16 protein-coding genes are annotated in these 16,305 nt (G+C 65.1%); 12 read left to right on the top strand and 4 right to left on the bottom strand.

Features of this window, described 5'->3' with window-relative positions; genetic code table 11:
* Positions 1-86 precede the first annotated feature (86 nt).
* From FXB41_RS20505 to FXB41_RS20460, 10 genes are all read left to right on the top strand, one after another.
* Positions 87-989, top strand: coding sequence for an ABC transporter permease (locus FXB41_RS20505; RefSeq protein WP_219682977.1), 903 nt, complete (start codon positions 87-89; stop codon positions 987-989).
* 2 nt (positions 990-991) lie between these two features.
* Positions 992-2,053, top strand: coding sequence for an ABC transporter ATP-binding protein (locus FXB41_RS20500; protein ID WP_219682976.1), 1,062 nt, complete (start codon positions 992-994; stop codon positions 2,051-2,053).
* A complete protein-coding gene (locus FXB41_RS20495) occupies positions 2,050-2,247 on the top strand; it encodes a hypothetical protein (RefSeq protein ID WP_219682975.1) in 198 nt (65 codons plus the stop codon). Before FXB41_RS20500 ends, FXB41_RS20495 begins: the two co-directional genes overlap by 4 nt.
* Positions 2,244-3,659, top strand: coding sequence for an amidase (locus tag FXB41_RS20490; protein WP_219682974.1), 1,416 nt, complete (start codon positions 2,244-2,246; stop codon positions 3,657-3,659). Before FXB41_RS20495 ends, FXB41_RS20490 begins: the two co-directional genes overlap by 4 nt.
* Complete coding sequence (locus tag FXB41_RS20485) at positions 3,656-4,633, top strand: ABC transporter ATP-binding protein (protein ID WP_219682973.1); 978 nt, start codon at positions 3,656-3,658, stop codon at positions 4,631-4,633. The genes FXB41_RS20490 and FXB41_RS20485 overlap by 4 nt, the downstream gene beginning before the upstream one ends.
* A 97-nt stretch (positions 4,634-4,730) precedes the next feature.
* Positions 4,731-5,000: a GlsB/YeaQ/YmgE family stress response membrane protein gene (locus tag FXB41_RS20480; RefSeq protein ID WP_219682972.1), complete on the top strand. Its 270-nt coding sequence runs from the start codon at positions 4,731-4,733 to the stop codon at positions 4,998-5,000.
* Positions 5,001-5,260: 260 nt separating this feature from the next.
* Entirely contained in the window at positions 5,261-7,006 is a 1,746-nt protein-coding gene (locus tag FXB41_RS20475) for a type I secretion system permease/ATPase (protein ID WP_219682971.1), read from the top strand.
* Positions 7,003-8,337, top strand: coding sequence for an HlyD family type I secretion periplasmic adaptor subunit (locus FXB41_RS20470; RefSeq protein ID WP_219682970.1), 1,335 nt, complete (start codon positions 7,003-7,005; stop codon positions 8,335-8,337). Before FXB41_RS20475 ends, FXB41_RS20470 begins: the two co-directional genes overlap by 4 nt.
* Positions 8,338-8,510: 173 nt before the next feature.
* Positions 8,511-9,989, top strand: a complete 1,479-nt coding sequence (locus FXB41_RS20465) for an AMP nucleosidase (RefSeq protein WP_219682969.1) — start codon at positions 8,511-8,513, stop codon at positions 9,987-9,989.
* Between the two features lie 77 nt (positions 9,990-10,066).
* The gene (locus FXB41_RS20460; protein WP_007599567.1) at positions 10,067-10,342 is read left to right on the top strand and encodes a DUF1488 family protein; all 276 of its coding nucleotides are present in this window, start codon (positions 10,067-10,069) and stop codon (positions 10,340-10,342) included.
* 118 nt (positions 10,343-10,460) lie between these two features.
* Here the strand turns inward: FXB41_RS20460 and FXB41_RS20455 are convergent, their stop codons facing one another.
* Positions 10,461-11,549 carry a Zn-dependent alcohol dehydrogenase gene (locus FXB41_RS20455; RefSeq protein ID WP_219682968.1) on the bottom strand — a complete coding sequence of 363 codons (1,089 nt, stop codon included), beginning with the start codon at positions 11,547-11,549 and terminating at the stop codon, positions 10,461-10,463.
* A gap of 44 nt (positions 11,550-11,593) precedes the next feature.
* Complete coding sequence (locus tag FXB41_RS20450; protein ID WP_007599571.1) at positions 11,594-13,378, bottom strand: acyl-CoA dehydrogenase family protein; 1,785 nt, start codon at positions 13,376-13,378, stop codon at positions 11,594-11,596.
* A 232-nt stretch (positions 13,379-13,610) separates the two neighbouring features.
* Here FXB41_RS20450 and FXB41_RS20445 point away from each other — a divergent pair, with 232 nt between their 5' ends.
* The gene (locus FXB41_RS20445; RefSeq protein ID WP_219682967.1) at positions 13,611-14,312 is read left to right on the top strand and encodes an SDR family oxidoreductase; all 702 of its coding nucleotides are present in this window, start codon (positions 13,611-13,613) and stop codon (positions 14,310-14,312) included.
* Between the two features lie 111 nt (positions 14,313-14,423).
* On the top strand, positions 14,424-15,254 hold the full coding sequence (locus FXB41_RS20440; RefSeq protein ID WP_219682966.1) for an enoyl-CoA hydratase: 831 nt from the start codon (positions 14,424-14,426) through the stop codon (positions 15,252-15,254).
* Positions 15,255-15,396: 142 nt separating this feature from the next.
* On the opposite strand, the gene FXB41_RS20435 is transcribed toward FXB41_RS20440, so the two are convergent.
* Complete coding sequence (locus FXB41_RS20435) at positions 15,397-16,020, bottom strand: GNAT family N-acetyltransferase (RefSeq protein ID WP_219682965.1); 624 nt, start codon at positions 16,018-16,020, stop codon at positions 15,397-15,399.
* A 79-nt stretch (positions 16,021-16,099) separates the two neighbouring features.
* A complete protein-coding gene (locus FXB41_RS20430; RefSeq protein ID WP_007599575.1) occupies positions 16,100-16,303 on the bottom strand; it encodes a DUF1127 domain-containing protein in 204 nt (67 codons plus the stop codon).
* Positions 16,304-16,305: the final 2 nt, after the last annotated feature.

Below are 16,305 nucleotides of genomic sequence, written 5' to 3'. Positions count from 1 at the left end.
ATTTACGCAAAGCCCTCGCACGCGGGAGAGGTGCACCGCCGCCTTGGCGAGGATCGAATCCCTCGATGCATAACGGAGGCTCGCCGATGAGCGAGCTTCCGTTGTCCGTCACCTCTGATGCCGCGCTTCAGTCCGCGCCCGCGACCAAGGCGCGCGGCTATTGGGCGACCGTCGGCCGTCGGATCCGGCGCGACAAGGTCAGCATGGTCTGCGCGCTGGTGCTGCTGCTGATCTTCCTGTCGGCGATCGTTGCGCCATGGCTCGGTCTGGAAGATCCGTACAAGGGCTCGATGATCCGGCGCCTTCGGCACATCGGCACAACAGGCTACCCGCTCGGCACCGACGAGCTCGGTCGCGACATGCTGGCGCGGCTGATCTATGGCGGGCGGCTGTCGCTTCTCATCGGCATTTTGCCGGTGATCCTCGCCTTCTGTATCGGCACCTCGCTCGGCCTCGTCGCCGGCTATGTCGGCGGCAAGCTCAATACCGCGATCATGCGCACGGTCGACGTGTTTTACGCGTTTCCGTCTGTGCTGCTGGCGATCGCGATCTCCGGCGCGCTGGGCGCGGGCATCCTCAATTCCATCGTGTCGTTGACCGTCGTGTTCGTCCCGCAAATCACCCGTGTCGCCGAAAGCGTCACCACCGGCGTGCGCAACATGGACTTCGTCGACGCCGCGCGCGCCTCCGGTGCCGGTCCCTTCACCATCATGCGCGTGCACATTCTCGGCAACGTGCTCGGTTCGATCTTCGTCTATGCCACCAGCCTGATCTCGGTTTCGATGATCCTCGCGGCAGGCCTGTCCTTCCTTGGACTCGGCACTAAGCCGCCGGAGCCGGAATGGGGCCTGATGCTGAACACCTTGCGGACCGCGATCTACGTCAACCCCTGGGTCGCTGCGCTCCCCGGTGCAATGATCTTCGCGGTCTCGATCTGCTTCAACCTGCTCTCGGACGGCCTGCGTAGCGCCATGGACATCAGGAACTAGCCATGAGCGAAACCAACCTCTCTGTCGCAATGCTGGAGCCGATCGAAGACCTCGGCGGCGTCGCCCAGCCGCTGCTCCAGGTCAACGGCCTGACCAAGCATTTTCCGGTGCGAGGCGGCCTGTTCGCCGCAAAGCGCACCGTGCGTGCCGTCGATAATGTCTCCTTCTCTGTCGCCAAGGGCGAGACCGTCGGGATCGTCGGCGAATCCGGTTGCGGAAAGTCGACCACCGCGCGGCTGCTCATGCACCTGATGCCGCGCGATACCGGCGACATCATTTATGACGGCATGAGCGTCGGCCAGTCGCTCTCCTTGCGCGAGCTGCGCCGCGGCATGCAGATGGTGTTCCAGGATTCCTACGCTTCGCTCAACCCGCGCCTGACGATCGAGGAATCGATCGCCTTCGGCCCGAAGGTGCATGGCATGGCCGACGGCGCTGCGCGCGCGCTGGCGCGCGAGCTGCTGGGCAAGGTGGGCCTGGTTCCTGCAAATTTCGCCAACCGCTACCCCCACGAGATCTCCGGCGGCCAGCGCCAGCGCGTCAACATCGCGCGCGCGCTGGCGCTGTCGCCGCGTCTGGTGATTCTGGATGAAGCGGTCTCCGCGCTCGACAAATCGGTCGAGGCGCAAGTGCTCAATCTGCTTGCCGACCTCAAGCGCGAGTTCGGCCTGACCTATCTCTTCATCAGCCACGATCTCAACGTCGTCCGCTACATCAGCGATCGCGTGCTGGTGATGTATCTCGGCGAGGTCGTCGAGCTCGGCCCGGTCGACCAGGTCTGGGACCAGCCGGCACATCCCTATACGCGCGCACTTCTTGCCGCGATGCCGTCCTCGGATCCGGACCGCCGCACCGAGACGCCGCCGATCACGGGCGATCCGCCCAATCCGATCGATCCGCCCTCGGGCTGCCGCTTCCACACCCGTTGCCCGTTTGCGGAGCCGCTCTGCGCAAATGCGACACCAAAACTCACCGCGCTCGATAGAATGGGCCACGAGGCCGCGTGCTACATGGCGATCCCGGGTTCAGGCCATAGCCGCGCGCCGAAGGAGGAAACCGTATGACGAGACCGACGACAAAAGAGATCAAGGCGACGGCACAGGTCGCCGGCGTTCCCGTCGACGACGAGATCGCGACGCGCATCTCCAACTCCATCGGACCGGCCTTCGAGGGCTTTGCGGCCATTGCCGGCACGTTGCCGTTCGATCTCGAGCCCGCGCTCTATCCGATCGCGCAGGCTGCGAAGCTCTCGAAATGAGCGCCGAGCCCGCATTGATGACGCTCACCGAGGTCGCGCGCGCGATCGCGATGAAGCAGGTGTCCTCGCATGAGGTGACGCGCGCGCTGCTGCATCGTATCGCGCAGTGGCAGCCGCATCTCAACGCCTTCATGTTGATCGAGGCAGAGGCGGCGCTGAAGGCCGCCGATGCCGCCGACGCCGAACTCGCCAAGGGCGAAGTCCGCGGGCCGTTGCATGGCGTGCCGCTCGCGCACAAGGATATGTATTACGACGCAGGCCACGTCGCGACCTGCGGCTCGCTGATCCGCCGCGATTTCGTTCCGACAGTGACCTCCACCGCCTTGCAGCGGCTGAAGGACGCCGGCCAGGTTCGGCTCGGCACGTTGCATCTCGCCGAATTTGCCTATGGCCCGACCGGCCATAACGCCCATTACGGCCCTGTTCGGAATCCCTGGAACGTGGCGCACATCACCGGCGGCTCGTCCTCGGGTTCGGGCTCGGCGGTCGCGGCGCGACTGACTTATGCCGCGCTCGGCTCCGACACCGGCGGCTCGATCCGCATGCCCGCGCATTTCTGCGGCGTCACGGGATTGAAGACCACCGTCGGCCGGGTCAGCCGCGCCGGTGCGATGCCGCTGTCGCAGTCGCTCGACACGGTCGGCCCGCTCGCCCGCACGGCCGAGGATTGCGCGCTGCTGCTGGCCCTGATGGCCGGTCCCGATCCCGAGGATTCGACCGCGAGCCGTGAGCCGCTGTCTGACTATGTCGGCGCGACCAGGGGCTCGCTGAAGGGCCTCAAGGTCGGCGTCCCCTCGTCCTTCTATGTCGATGATCTCGACGGCGAGGTGGCGCGCGTGCTGGACGAGACCATTGCAGTGCTCAAGCGCGAAGGCGCCGACATCGTCACGGTCGAGCTGCCCGATCAGCGGCAATTGTCCGCGGCAAGCCAGCTCGTGCTTGCGGCCGAAGCCGCCGCCTTCCACAAGCGCTGGATGATCGAGCGGCCGCAGGATTACGGCCCGCAGGTGTTGATGCGGCTCCAGAACGGCCTTGCGGTCCCCGCCATCACCTACCTCGAGGCGATGCGCTGGCGCGGGCCGGCACTGGCCGCGCACAACGCTGCGACATCAGGTGTCGACGCGATCATCGCGCCGGCGTCTCCGGTGCCGGCGCCGACGATCGAGGAGAGCGACGTCGGCGGCGGGCCGAACGCGCCGGCGCTGTTGCAGCGGCTGACGCTGTTCACCCGTCCGGTGAATTACCTTGGCCTGCCGTCGCTCACGGTGCCTTCGGGCTTCACCAAAAGCGGTCTGCCGATTGGCATGCAGTTGATCGGCCGCTCGTTCGATGAGGCGACCCTGCTCACCATCGGCGCCGCATTCCAGCGCGCCACCGACTATCACGACAGGCTGCCGAAACTTCCGTCATGACAAAGCTCGTCGAGATCTCAGGCCTCAACATCCGCTTCACCGGCGAGCGCACGGTCTATGCCGTGAACGATCTCAGCCTCTCGCTCGGCGACGGCGAGGTGCTGGGCCTGCTCGGAGAGTCCGGCTCGGGCAAGAGCGTGACCTTGCGTGCACTGATGCGGCTGTTGCCGAAGAAGCGCACGCAGATCACGGGCAAGGTCAACGTGATGGGCCGCGACGTGCTTGCGATGAACGAGGAGCAGCTGTCGTCGTTCCGCGGCCAGACCGTGTCGATGATCTTTCAGGAGCCGGCGCTCGCGCTCGATCCGGTCTACACCATCGGCGCGCAGATCGCCGAAAGCGTCGTGCGCCATGAAGGCAAGTCTTATGCGGAGGGCCGCGCGAGAGCTCTGGAGATGCTCGACGTCGTGCGCATCCCCTCGGCCAAGCGGCGGCTGGATGCCTATCCGCATGAAATGTCCGGCGGCATGCGTCAGCGCGCGATGATCGCGCTGGCGCTCGCGTGTCGGCCAAAGATCCTGCTCGCGGACGAGCCGACCACTGCGCTTGATGCCACCGTGCAGATCCAGATCCTGCTGCTGTTGCGCGAGCTGCAGCGCGAGTTCGGCATGTCCGTCATCTTCGTCACCCACGACATCGGCGTCGCCATCGAGATCTGCGACCGGGTCGCTGTGATGTATGCCGGCCAGATCGTGGAGCAGGGCACGCTTCGCGACATCGTCCGCTCGCCGGTGCATCCCTACGCCAAGGGCCTGCTCGCCTCGACCGTCCACGGGGCCAAGCGGGGACAGCGGCTCGAGACCATCCCCGGCACCCCGCCGTCGCTTGGCGAGAGGCCGCACAACTGCTCCTTTGCGCCCCGCTGCGCCGCTGCCCAGCCGCGCTGCCTGGAGCAATTGCCTGGGAATGTGGACGTCGGGCCGGGCCGGGCAGCACGGTGCGTGCTGGCAGAGCCGGTCACCGCGCTGTCATGATCTTTGGACCGCCAGCGGGGAACGGGGGAACAGCATTCAGACCTCGTTCATCCCGGTTCCGCTTCCATGGAACCGTTCACGGAGAGGGACCTCACTTATGTACATTTCCAACGAAGGCCTGCTTGTCATCCTGTTCGTCGGCCTCGTGGCTGGCTGGTTGGCCGGCAAAGTGGTGCGCGGAACCGGGTTCGGCATCATCGGCGACGTCGTGGTCGGCATCGCCGGCGCGCTGGTGGCAAGCTTCCTGTTTCCGAAGCTCGGCATTCACATCGGCACCGGACTGATATCGGAGATCGTCTATTCCGCGATCGGCGCGGTCATCCTGCTGCTAGTGGTGCGGCTGGTCCGCGGCGGCGGCCGATTCTAATGGCGCCCGAGTTCAATTGATCGAACTTTTGACCTCTCCCCGCCTGGGGAGAGGTGACATGTCTGCAAGAAAAAGCCGCAAGATCGTGAGATTCCGGACTTGCGTGCAAGGTCGGTCGAGGGTGATGTGGGCTATAGGGGTCCCGGGTGTTCGACTGCGTTGGGCGATGAGCGCAAACGCGATGTTAATCCGGGTCAATTACTCCTGAATTTGCCTTTGAAATCAGGGGCTTTGGCCCCTACCCGAAAGAGATCAGACTGATGGCAGCCGTTCCCGGCGTCCGCCGCTCAGAGCTCGGTGATGCGCTGCGCGCCTGTCGCACGGCGTTTGTCGGCGTCGGCTTGATGAGCTGCATGATCAACCTGCTCTATCTGACCGGGTCGATCTTCATGCTGGAGGTCTACGACCGGGTGCTGCCGAGCCGCAGCATTCCGACCCTGGTCGGCCTGATCGTCCTCGCCAGTTTCCTCTACATGGCGCAGGGCGTGCTGGACATGATCCGCAACCGGATCCTGGGCCGGGTCGGCACCGCGCTGGACGAAGCCCTGAACAAGCGGGTGTTCGACACCATCGTCCGCCTGCCGCTGCTGGTCGGCAGCCGCAACGAGGGGCTTCAGCCGCTGCGCGATCTCGACAATGTCCGCTCCTTTCTTGGCGGCATGGGCCCGAGCGCGTTCTTCGATCTGCCCTGGCTGCCGCTCTATCTCGCCATCTGCTTCGCCTTCCACGTCATGATCGGTGTCACCGCGCTGGTCGGCGCCGTCATCCTGGTCGGATTGACGCTGGTCACCGAGTTCATGTCCCGCCAGCCGGCGAAAGACGCGATGGGGCTTGCCGCCCAGCGCAACGATCTCGCCCAGGCCAGCCGCCGCAATGCCGAAGTCATGGTGTCGATGGGCATGGCCGGCCGGATGAACGCGCGCTGGAGCGAGGCCAACGAAAAATATCTCGACGGCAACCAGCGTGCGAGCGATGTCGCCGGCGGTCTCGGCGCGGTCGCAAAAGTGCTGCGCATGATGCTGCAATCGGCCGTGCTCGCGGTCGGCGCCTATCTCGTCATCCACCAGGAAGCGACCGCCGGCATCATCATCGCCGGCTCGATCCTGTCGGCCCGTGCGCTCGCGCCGGTCGATCTTGCCATCGCGCACTGGAAATCCTTTGTCGCGGCACGCCAGAGCTGGCACCGCTTGACCCGCCTTCTGGAGCAGATGCCGGCGCAGACGATGCCGACCCAGTTGCAGGCGCCCACCAGCCGCCTCTCGGTCGAAGGCATCGCCATGGTGCCGCCGGGCGACCAGCGCCTCATCGTGCAGGACGTCACCTTTGCGCTCGAAGCCGGCAACGGCCTCGGCGTGATCGGACCGAGCGGCTCCGGCAAGTCGTCGCTGATCCGCGCGCTGGTCGGCGTCTGGCAACCGGTTCGCGGCAAGGTGCGGCTCGACGGCGCGGCGCTCGACCAATGGGCGTCCGACATGCTCGGCCGCCATATCGGCTACCTGCCGCAGGACGTCGAATTGTTCGGCGGCACCATCGCGCAGAACATCAGCCGGTTCGATCCCGAGGCCACCTCCGACGGCATCATCTCCGCCGCCAAGGAAGCCGGCGTGCACGAGATGATCATCAAGATGCGCGAGGGCTACAACACCCAGGTCGGCGAGCAGGGCACCGCGCTCTCCGCGGGCCAGGCGCAGCGCGTGGCGCTGGCGCGCGCGCTCTATGGCAACCCGTTCCTGATCGTGCTCGACGAGCCCAATTCCAATCTCGACACCGAAGGCGACGAAGCGCTGACCCGCGCCATCCGTGCGGCACGCGAGCGCGGCGCCATCGTCATCGTGGTGGCGCACCGTCCGATCGGAGTGGAAGCGGTCGACCAGATCCTGGTGCTGCGCGACGGCCGTATGCAGGCCTTCGGGCCGAAGGAGCAGGTGCTCGCCCAGGTGCTCCAGCCGCGCGTGACACCGCCGGCGCCGATCAAGATCGTCAGCGAAGGCGGAGCCAAGGCATGAGCACGATGGCGCTCGGCGGCGCGAAGCCCGCAGCGAAGCGGACCGTACGGCAGTCGATCCGGTTCCACCTGATGCTCGGGCTTGGGATCGTGCTGGTCCTCCTGGTCGGCCTCGGCGGCTGGGCTTCGACGGTGCAGATTTCCGGCGCGCTGATCGCGCCGGGTCAGATCGTGGTCGAATCCAACGTCAAGAAGGTCCAGCATCCGACCGGCGGCGTCGTCGGCGAGGTGCGTGCTCGCGATGGCGACGTGGTCAAGGCTGGCGACATCGTGGTGCGGCTCGACGACACCGTCACCAAGGCCAACCTCGCCATCGTCACCAAGAATCTCGACGCGGCGCAGGCGCGTGCGGCGCGGCTCCAGGCCGAGCAGCGCGGGATCGACAGGATCGACTACCCGCAAGCGCTGCTCGATCGCAGCAACGATCCCGACGTCAAGGCGCTGCTCTCCGCCGAAACCAAGCTGTTCGACGTCCGCGTCAACGGACGCGCCGGCCAGAAGGCGCAGCTGCGCGAGCGCATCCAGCAGCTTAACGAGGAGATCGAGGGCCTCTCCGCGCAGGAGCGGGCCAAGGACAGGGAAATCTCACTGGTGCAGCAGGAGCTCGTGGGTGTCCGCGATCTCTATGACAAGCACCTGGTGCAGATCTCCCGCCTGACCACGCTCGAACGCGATAGCGCCCGCCTCAACGGCGAGCGCGCGCAATACATCGCCTCGCGCGCGCAGGCCAAGGGCAAGATCACCGAGACCGAGCTGCAGATCATCCAGGTCGACAAGGACATGGTCAGCGAGGTCTCCAAGGATCTGCGCGAGACCAACGACAAGATCGGCGAAATGATCGAGCGCAAGGTCGCCGCCGAGGACCAGCTTCGCCGCGTCGACATCCGCGCGCCGCAGGACGGCATGGTGCTGCAATCGACGGTGCATACCGTTGGTGGCGTCATCACCGCCGGCGACGCCCTCATGCTGATCGTGCCGCAGGCCGACGATCTCCAGGTCGAAGCCAAGGTCAATCCGGTCGATATCGATAAGCTCCAGATCGGCCAGAAGACGCTGCTGCGCCTGTCCGCCTTCAACCAGCGCACCACGCCGGAGCTCAACGGTGTCGTCAGCCGCGTCTCGCCCGACGTCACCACCGATCAGCGCACCGGCCAGAGCTACTACACCATCCGCGTCTCGCTGTCCGCAGAAGAGGTCGCCAAGCTCGGTGACTCCAGGCTGATCCCCGGCATGCCGGCGGAAGCCTTCGTCCAGACCGGCGACCGCACCATGCTGTCCTATCTGATGAAGCCGCTGCACGACCAGTTCATGCGGGCGTTCCGCGAGAAGTGACGCGGGGAAGCGTCGCCTCCTTTCGTCATCGCTAGCGTAGCGAAGCAATCCAGGTTGCCTTCGCGGCGAGATTTCTGGATTGCTTCGCTACGCTCGCAATGACGGGGGGCTTCTTTCTTGCTTTAGTTTTCTTGCTATAGTTCGATTCAGCCCCAGCAACCCGGCATCGAACAATGCAATCCGTCCAATCCCCACCCTCCGTCGCCACCGAATCCTTTTCCGACGCCGGCCTCGCCGTCGCCCGCCTCGAAGAGATCTACGAGCGCAACACGAAGTTCCTGCGCGACCGCTTCGAAGCTTACGTCAACGGCGAGGCAATCACGACGCGGGTGCGGGCCTTCTACCCCTTCGTCCGTGTCACGACCGCGACGCATGCTCGGCTGGATTCGCGTCTCGCCTACGGCTTCGTCGCCCGGCCCGGTGTGCACGAGACCAGCGTCACGCGTCCGGATCTGTTCCGGACGTATCTCACCGAGCAGATCGGGCTGTTGATCCAGAACCACGGCGTCCCAGTCGAAATCGGCGAGTCCAGCGAACCGATCCCCGTTCACTTTGCCTATCGCCGCGACATCAACATCGAAGCCGCCATCACCACCAGCGAGAACTCGCCCGTGACGCGGTCGCTGCGCGATGCCTTCGACGTGCCTGATCTGGCCACCATGGACGATGCCATCGCCGACGGCACTTTCGAGCTCCAGCCCGGCGCGCCCGAGCCGCTGTCCTTGTTTCGGGCGGCCCGCGTCGACTACTCGCTGCGCCGGCTCTACCACTACACGGGCACAGATCCAGAGCATTTCCAGAACTTCGTGATCTTCACCAACTACCAGTTCTACGTCGACGCCTTCGCGCAGCTCTGCCAGCAGCGGCTTCAGGCTGGCGAGGCCGGCCTCGATGCCTTCGTCGCTCCCGGCAACGTGATCACGCGCAGCGGCGGCGCGTCGACGGGCGTTGCGCCCGCGCGCGCGCCGCAGATGCCGGCCTTCCATTTGGTCACCCCCGGTTATCGCGGCATCACGCTGATCAACATCGGCACCGGTCCGTCCAACGCGCGTAATGTCACCGACCATGTTGCCGTGCTGCGGCCCCATGCCTGGCTGATGCTCGGTCATTGCGCGGGCCTGCGCAACACGCAGCGGCTCGGCGACTATGTGCTCGCCCACGGCTATGTGCGCGAGGACCATGTGCTTGATCGTGAGTTGCCGCTGTGGGTGCCGATCCCGGCGCTCGCGGAGATGCAGGTCGCGCTCGAGGAGGCGGTCGAGGACGTCACCGGGCTCGAGGGGTTCGAGCTCAAGCGCCTGATGCGTACCGGCACCGTCGCGAGCGTTGACAACCGCAATTGGGAGATCAGCGGTCCCGATGTCATTCGCCGCTTGTCGCAATCGCGCGCGGTTGCGCTCGACATGGAATCGGCCGCGATTGCCGCCAACGGCTACCGCTTTCGCGTCCCCTACGGCACGCTGCTGTGCGTCTCCGACAAGCCTCTGCACGGCGAGATCAAGCTCGCAGGCATGGCCAGCGAATTCTACCGCCGGCGCGTCGGCCAACATCTCGAGATCGGCTTGAAGGCGCTGGAACGGCTTAAACAGCAGGAATCCGAGCGGTTGCATTCGCGAAAGCTCCGCAGTTTCGCCGAAGTCGCATTTCAGTAGGCCATGGATTGCCTTTGCTGCTGACAAGCAGCGGGATTTTCGGCATTTTCGGCGCGGGGGTCGACCGGGACGACTTGATGCCACTCATGCGCGACAGGATCATTGGCCATGATCTCGAACGGCTCGCCTTTCGCTTCACCATGCTGAACGACGGCGAGGTCGTACACTGCCAGATCAGCGACGCCGCGATGGACGAGCTTGCGGGCATGCAGGGTACCGAAAGCAGCGCGCGGCAGGCCCAGTTCTTGTCGTTGCGCGAGACCATCGAGCGCCTCGCCTCAGACCTCTACGACGAGGCGCCGCGGGTCAGGGGTCATGTGGTGCGGATCTTTACGCGACATTTGCAGCGGTAGTTCCGCTCCGGCCTCCGCCGTCATGCTCCGGGGCAGTTCATCGGTTGGTCAAGATCTGGTCTTGCCGGGCTTACCTTCCCGCAACGTGCCCGGCGGGCTGAGGACCGCGTCTCTTGCATCAGCTGTCAAACATGATCACGCTGCGCAGCGTCTTGCCGGCTTTCATGTTGGCAAAGCCTTCGTTGATCTCGGAGAGCTTCAGCTTGGCCGAGATCCAGTCTTCCAGATGCAGCCGGCCGCGCAGGTAGAAATCCACCAGCCGTGGCATGTCGACCCGAAAATGGTTCGAGCCCATTGATGAGCCCTGGATCCTGCGCTCGCGCAGGAAGTCGAAGCCATGCAGCTCGATCTTCTGGCCGAACGGAATCATGCCGACGATGGTGGCCGTGCCGCCCGAGGCGAGCATGCCGAAGGCCTGCTCGGCGGTCTCCTTGCGGCCGAGCACCTCGAAGGAATGATGCACGCCGCCATTGGTGAGATCGCGCACCTGCTTCACGACGTCGCCGTCGGCCGGGTTGATGATGTCGGTGGCGCCCAGCTTGGTCGCGAGCTGGAGCTTGGCCGGATTGGTGTCGATGGCAATGATGCGGCCGGCGCCCGCGATCTGCGCGCCGTTGATCGCGGCCATGCCGACACCGCCGCAACCGATCACGGCCACGGTTTCGCCGGCGGTCACCTTCGCCGTGTTCACGACCGCGCCGTAGCCGGTAATGACACCGCAGCCGATCAGCGCCGCAAGATCGAGCGGCATTTCCTTGCGGATTTTGACGATCGCGTTCTCGTGCACCAGCATCTGCTCGGCGAAAGAAGAGAGGTTGAGAAACTGATGCAGCTTCTCGGAACGGGCCCATTGCATCCGATTGGAAGCCCCCGGCAGCAATTTTACCGTGGTGTCGGTGCAGAGCACCGTGCGGCCCGTGGTGCAATTGTCGCAGGTCCCGCAGAACACCGAAAGACAGGTGACCACATGATCACCGGGCTTCACATAAGTCACGTCGGAGCCGACCTGTTCGACGATTCCGGCGGACTCGTGCCCGAGCACCGCGGGCAGCGGATGCGGATAAAGGCCTTCCATGAAGTGCAAATCGGAGTGGCAGAGACCAGCGACCGACGTCCGGATCAGGACCTCGCGCGGGCCGGGCTTCGGCAGGCTGACATCCTCGATGACCAGGGGTTTGTTGACTTCATGGAGGACGGCGGCCTTCATCGAGCACTCCCTATCGCTTTTTTGCTTTGAACGCGGGTGGCAGCCTACGCTGCCAGGACCAGTTCGCCAACCTCGCTCATGCTACCGGCGCGATCGCCGAGGAGGAGCGCCGCGATCTTCTGCTGCACGGGATTTTCCGTCAACCGGAACGGATCGCTCGGCGACACCCGGTGATCGATCACCAGCCGCGACAACAACAGCCTTCGCGCATCGCCACGCATGTCGTGGATACGATGTGCCTCCCAGGCGAGCGCGACGGCACTGGCGACATGATAGAGCAGGCTTGTGGCGCGGCGCGCATCGGCCTCGTTGTCGGCCGCGCTGGCGACCTCGCGCGCGAAGCCGACCGCGCGATCGGTGAGAGTGTGCAGCCGGTCGCGCCAGGCCTGCGGCACCGAGGGGCTGTCATCGAGGCGGGCGTGCAGATCGGCTGCGAGCGCGGATTCGGCGCCGTGGCGGCCGACCGCGCGCCTCAGCGCATCGATCGCGACGATGTTGCCGGTGCCTTCCCAAACCGAACCGAGATGCGCGTCCCGCAGCAGCCGAGCGGTCGCGAATTCCTCGATATAGCCGATGCCGCCGCGCATCTCGAGCGCATCGCCACAAACCTTTCGCGCGTCCCGGGTGGCGCGGAATTTCAAGGTCGGCGTCAGGATGCGCAGCAGTGCGGCTGCATCCTGGCTGCCGGCCTCGGCACGGTCGAGCGCGTCCGCGGTGAGAAAGCTCATCGACAACGCTTGCTCGACCGGCAGCATGATCTTCAGTATCTGGCGCCGGCCCAGCGGCAGGTCGATGATGCGGTTGCCGAACACCACACGGTTTTTTGCCACCGTCATCGCGTCATGGTAGGCCCGCCGCATCAGCGCGGTGGATTTGACGCCATTTGACAGCCGCGACGAGTTCACCATCTCGGCCATCTGCACGAAGCCGCGGTCGAGCTTGCCGACCGCGTAGGCGATCGCGCCTTCGAGCTTGATCTCACCCGAGGCCATCGAGCGCGTGCCGAGCTTGTCCTTCAGACGCACGATCCGGTAGTGGTTCTGCGAACCGTCGTCGAGGAAGCGCGGCATCAGGAACAGGCCGACACCGCGCGTGCCGAGGCCGGCGCCTTCGGGGCGCGCCAGCAGCATCACGATTTTTGCGTCGGCGTTCGAGCAGAACCATTTTTCCCCGGTAAGGCGCCAATGGTCGCCTTCCTGCACGGCCGTCGTGGTCAGCGTGCCGACGTCGGAGCCGCCTTCCTTTTCGGTCATGAACTGGCCGCCTTGCGTCAGCTTGCTCATATCGGTCTGGGTCAGGCCATCGAGATATTTCGCCTTCAGCGCCTCGGTGCCGAAATTCGCCAACAGCTTGGCGCAGCCGTCGGTGACGTTGATCGGGCAGCCCATGCCGAATTCGGTCTGGTTGAACAGGAAGGTGAAGGCGTGCTTGGCGACGACGGGATATTTGTCCGGCCAGCCCATGATGCCCTTGCGGATCGAGAGCGCGTGGATGCCGAACTCGCCGAACGCTGCCTTCTCCAGCTCGCGATAGGCCGGGTGGTATTCGATCCACTGCAAATCGCGGCCGAACTTGTCGCGCTGGTGCAGCACCGGCGTGTGCCGGTCGGCGAGCCGCGCGCAATCGTCGAGATGTCCGCCGGCGAGTTCACCAAGGCGATCGAGATGCGGCTCGACGTGGCGGAATAGCGTCTCCGGCAGATGGATGCGCAGGAGATCGGTGAGGGCTTGGTCGGCGCGGTAGAAATTCATGCCGGTAGTGTCGGGAGCCAGCAGTCCGGATGGTGCGGCCGCGACCTGTTTTGCCTGCGCAGGGGCCGGCTTGTGCATGATCGTCCTCTTCGTTTCCGCCTTGCGGTCATTTTGCGCTGATTTGGCGCTTGCCGCTTGAGATGATGTCGATCATGCTCCAGTCGCGAAAGCGGATAAAGCCGCAAATTGTCAGGGAGGCATGATCGCCGCGTCGGAGCAATTCGCTCTGCGGAATTGTGATCCTCCCCGGGTGGTTGTCCGCGCGGACCGTGCATAGATCAGCGGCTTCCCGTCTTCGAGAGATCACGTCATGGAACACCCGAAATACAAGATCGCCCTCATCGTCGGCGCCGGCGAAGGCCTGAGCGCCTCGCTGGCGCGGCTGTTGTCCGCCCAGGGCATCCGCGTCGCACTGGCCGCGCGAAAAATCGAGAAGCTCGGCGCACTCTGCAGCGAGACCGGCGCCAAGGCCTATGCCTGCAACGCCACCGACCCTGATGAGGTCGAACGCCTGTTCGGCCTGGTCGAACGCGAGATCGGTACGCCCGATTTGGTCGTCTACAACGCCAGCGGCCGCGCGCGCGGGCCTTTCGTCGATCTCGTTCCGGCCGACGTGGCGAACGCCATTGCGGTCAGCGCCTATGGCGGCTTCCTGGTGGCGCAGCAAGCGGCCAGGCGCATGCTGCCGAACCAGCACGGCGCGATCCTGTTCACCGGCGCTTCGGCAAGCGTCAAGGGCTATGCGCAGTCGGCGCCATTCGCGATGGGCAAGTTCGCGCTGCGCGGGCTCGCGCAGAGCATGGCGCGCGAATTGTCGCCGCAAGGCATCCATGTCGCGCATTTCGTGATCGATGGCGGCATCAGGAGCGCGACGCGGACAGAGCCGGACGACAAGCCGGATTCGATGCTCGATCCGGACGCGATCGCGCAGAGCTATTGGAACGTGTTGCAGCAGCCGCGCAGCGCCTGGAGCTGGGAGCTGGAGCTGCGGCCCTGGGTCGAGAAGTTTTGAGGCAAGCTGCCGTAGGGTGGGCAAAGGCGCATAGCGCCGTGCCCACCATCAACCACGAAACAGCAAATGGTGGGCACGCTTCGCTTTGCCCACCCTACAAGGGCGGGAATCATGAGCACGGAAACCACCATCGATACCGGCACCAACGAACTCCTCTGCGCGATCCGCGATCGCGTCGCATTGATCACGCTGAACCGGCCGGAGGCGCGCAACTCGCTGTCGGACGCGCTGACCCCGGCGCTACGCACCATGATCCGCTCCTGCGGCGAGAACCCCGATGTCGGCGCGCTGCTGATCACCGGCGCGGGCGAAGCGTTCTGCGCGGGCGGCAACGTCAAGGGCATGGGCGCGCATCGCGACCCGAAGAAGCTGGAAATGTCCTTTGACGACAAGGTCGCCGATCTCCAGGAGCGGCAGCGCCTGCTCACCGGCGCGCTGGTCTCGGTGCGCAAGCCGACCATCGCCGCGCTGCCGGGGCCGGCGGTCGGCGCGGGGCTCGCCATCGCCATGGCCTGCGACATCCGCATTGCCGCGCAATCGGCCTTCGTGGCTACCGGCTATGCGCGCATTGCGCTCAGCGGCGATTATGGCATCGCGTGGCTGTTGACGCGCCTCGTCGGCACCGCGCGGGCACGCGAGCTGCTGTTCACCGGCGATCGGGTGGATGCTGCCAGATGCGAGGCCATCGGCCTCGTCAACCGCGTGGTGCCCGACGACAAATTGCAGGCAGAGGCCTTTGCGCTGGCAAAATCCCTCGCTGAAGGTCCGCGCCTCGCGCTGCGCTACATGAAGGACAATCTCGACGAGGCCCTGCTGTTCGATTTCGAGACCGCGCGCGACCACGAAGCCGAACGTCTGGTCCGCCTGACCACGACCGCCGATCACAAGGAAGCGGTGCAGGCCTTCATCGAGAAGTGCCAGGCGGTATTCACGAGGAAGTAGGGAGCCGTAGCCCGGATGGAGCGAAGCGAAATCCGGGACGCTTCAGCTGAAGCCCGAAACCCGGATTGCGCTTCGCTCCATCCGGGCTACGAAGAATAAAAAAAGCCCGGCGCTGTTTGACCAGAGCCGGGCTCGAGTGGAGTCAGGCCGAGGCTGAGGGGCTATCGGCCTGACGGGAAAGGGCAACGAGACGCCAACTCGCGCAGGGAATGTCCTTCGATGCGACGGAAATCTCCTTGTCGAAGCGCACCAGCTTCCAGTCGTCAGGATGATTGACGAAGGCGAAGTCCGATTTGCGCGCGAGCGAGATCATGGCCGCGTTGGAGCGCAGCGTGTCGCCGAACATGTGGTCGGCGCCAAGCGCGGCCGCGCGGCATTCGAGATTCTTCATCAGCGCGGTGGCGATGCCGTGGCCCTGCCAGCGGTCGTCGACCGACAGGCCGAATTCGAGCGACGCGGTTTCGACATGCAGCGCATAGCGCGCTTCGGCGACGATGGTCTCGAAGCCGTCGACCATCATGGTCGCGACCACCGTGAAACGTTCGCGCTCGCCGATTCGAAGAAATTCGTGCAGCAGGCCCTGCGGCAGTTCGCTGATCGCGCCGAAGAAGCGGTTGTAACGGGACCGCGTCGAGAGCGAGCGAAAATAGTGCTGGAGCTCCTCGGTGTCGCGCGGTTCGACGAAGCGAACGCGCAGCGCCTCGCCGTGTCGCGTGCGCAGCGTGTCAGAATATTGCTTCAGATCTTCCAGGCGAAGGATGCTCATGACACGCGCACTCAAGGGGACCAAAGGCAAAAGGGACCGCCGGCGCCCCACAGTCAGGCGGCGCCGGCCTGGCGGCCAATCAGGCCCGCCAGAAGGGTTTGTCGGCCTCATAGGCCACATCGCTCCAGGACAGCCCGACGTCCTGAAGGTCACGCGCGGACCAGTTGGTGAGCTCACGCCTTGTCCGGTAGCGCTCGTGCCAGACGTGAAGCGTCTCGCCGATCTGGTGGATCAGCCCGGGCGCATGATGATTTGTCATCGAATTCTGGGTCAAAGTAGACATTG

The organism is Bradyrhizobium canariense (genome assembly GCF_019402665.1).
GTDB lineage: Bacteria > Pseudomonadota > Alphaproteobacteria > Rhizobiales > Xanthobacteraceae > Bradyrhizobium > Bradyrhizobium canariense.
The sequence above is the reverse complement of the archived record's forward strand: the minus strand, read 5'-3'. Positions and strand labels throughout refer to the sequence as shown.

Bases quoted from the DNA above. Each gene is read 5' to 3' on its own strand.
- FXB41_RS20455 (WP_219682968.1), bottom strand. From the start codon at position 11,549: ATGAAGGCCGCCGTCCTCCATGAAGTCAACAAACCCCTGGTCATCGAG.
- FXB41_RS20505 (WP_219682977.1), top strand. From the start codon at position 87: ATGAGCGAGCTTCCGTTGTCCGTCACCTCTGATGCCGCGCTTCAGTCC.
- FXB41_RS20490 (WP_219682974.1), top strand. From the start codon at position 2,244: ATGAGCGCCGAGCCCGCATTGATGACGCTCACCGAGGTCGCGCGCGCG.
- FXB41_RS20495 (WP_219682975.1), top strand. From the start codon at position 2,050: ATGACGAGACCGACGACAAAAGAGATCAAGGCGACGGCACAGGTCGCC.
- FXB41_RS20470 (WP_219682970.1), top strand. From the start codon at position 7,003: ATGAGCACGATGGCGCTCGGCGGCGCGAAGCCCGCAGCGAAGCGGACC.
- FXB41_RS20445 (WP_219682967.1), top strand. From the start codon at position 13,611: ATGGAACACCCGAAATACAAGATCGCCCTCATCGTCGGCGCCGGCGAA.
- FXB41_RS20465 (WP_219682969.1), top strand. From the start codon at position 8,511: ATGCAATCCGTCCAATCCCCACCCTCCGTCGCCACCGAATCCTTTTCC.
- FXB41_RS20430 (WP_007599575.1), bottom strand. From the start codon at position 16,303: ATGTCTACTTTGACCCAGAATTCGATGACAAATCATCATGCGCCCGGG.
- FXB41_RS20460 (WP_007599567.1), top strand. From the start codon at position 10,067: ATGCCACTCATGCGCGACAGGATCATTGGCCATGATCTCGAACGGCTC.
- FXB41_RS20450 (WP_007599571.1), bottom strand. From the start codon at position 13,378: ATGCACAAGCCGGCCCCTGCGCAGGCAAAACAGGTCGCGGCCGCACCA.
- FXB41_RS20480 (WP_219682972.1), top strand. From the start codon at position 4,731: ATGTACATTTCCAACGAAGGCCTGCTTGTCATCCTGTTCGTCGGCCTC.
- FXB41_RS20475 (WP_219682971.1), top strand. From the start codon at position 5,261: ATGGCAGCCGTTCCCGGCGTCCGCCGCTCAGAGCTCGGTGATGCGCTG.
- FXB41_RS20440 (WP_219682966.1), top strand. From the start codon at position 14,424: ATGAGCACGGAAACCACCATCGATACCGGCACCAACGAACTCCTCTGC.
- FXB41_RS20500 (WP_219682976.1), top strand. From the start codon at position 992: ATGAGCGAAACCAACCTCTCTGTCGCAATGCTGGAGCCGATCGAAGAC.
- FXB41_RS20435 (WP_219682965.1), bottom strand. From the start codon at position 16,020: ATGAGCATCCTTCGCCTGGAAGATCTGAAGCAATATTCTGACACGCTG.
- FXB41_RS20485 (WP_219682973.1), top strand. From the start codon at position 3,656: ATGACAAAGCTCGTCGAGATCTCAGGCCTCAACATCCGCTTCACCGGC.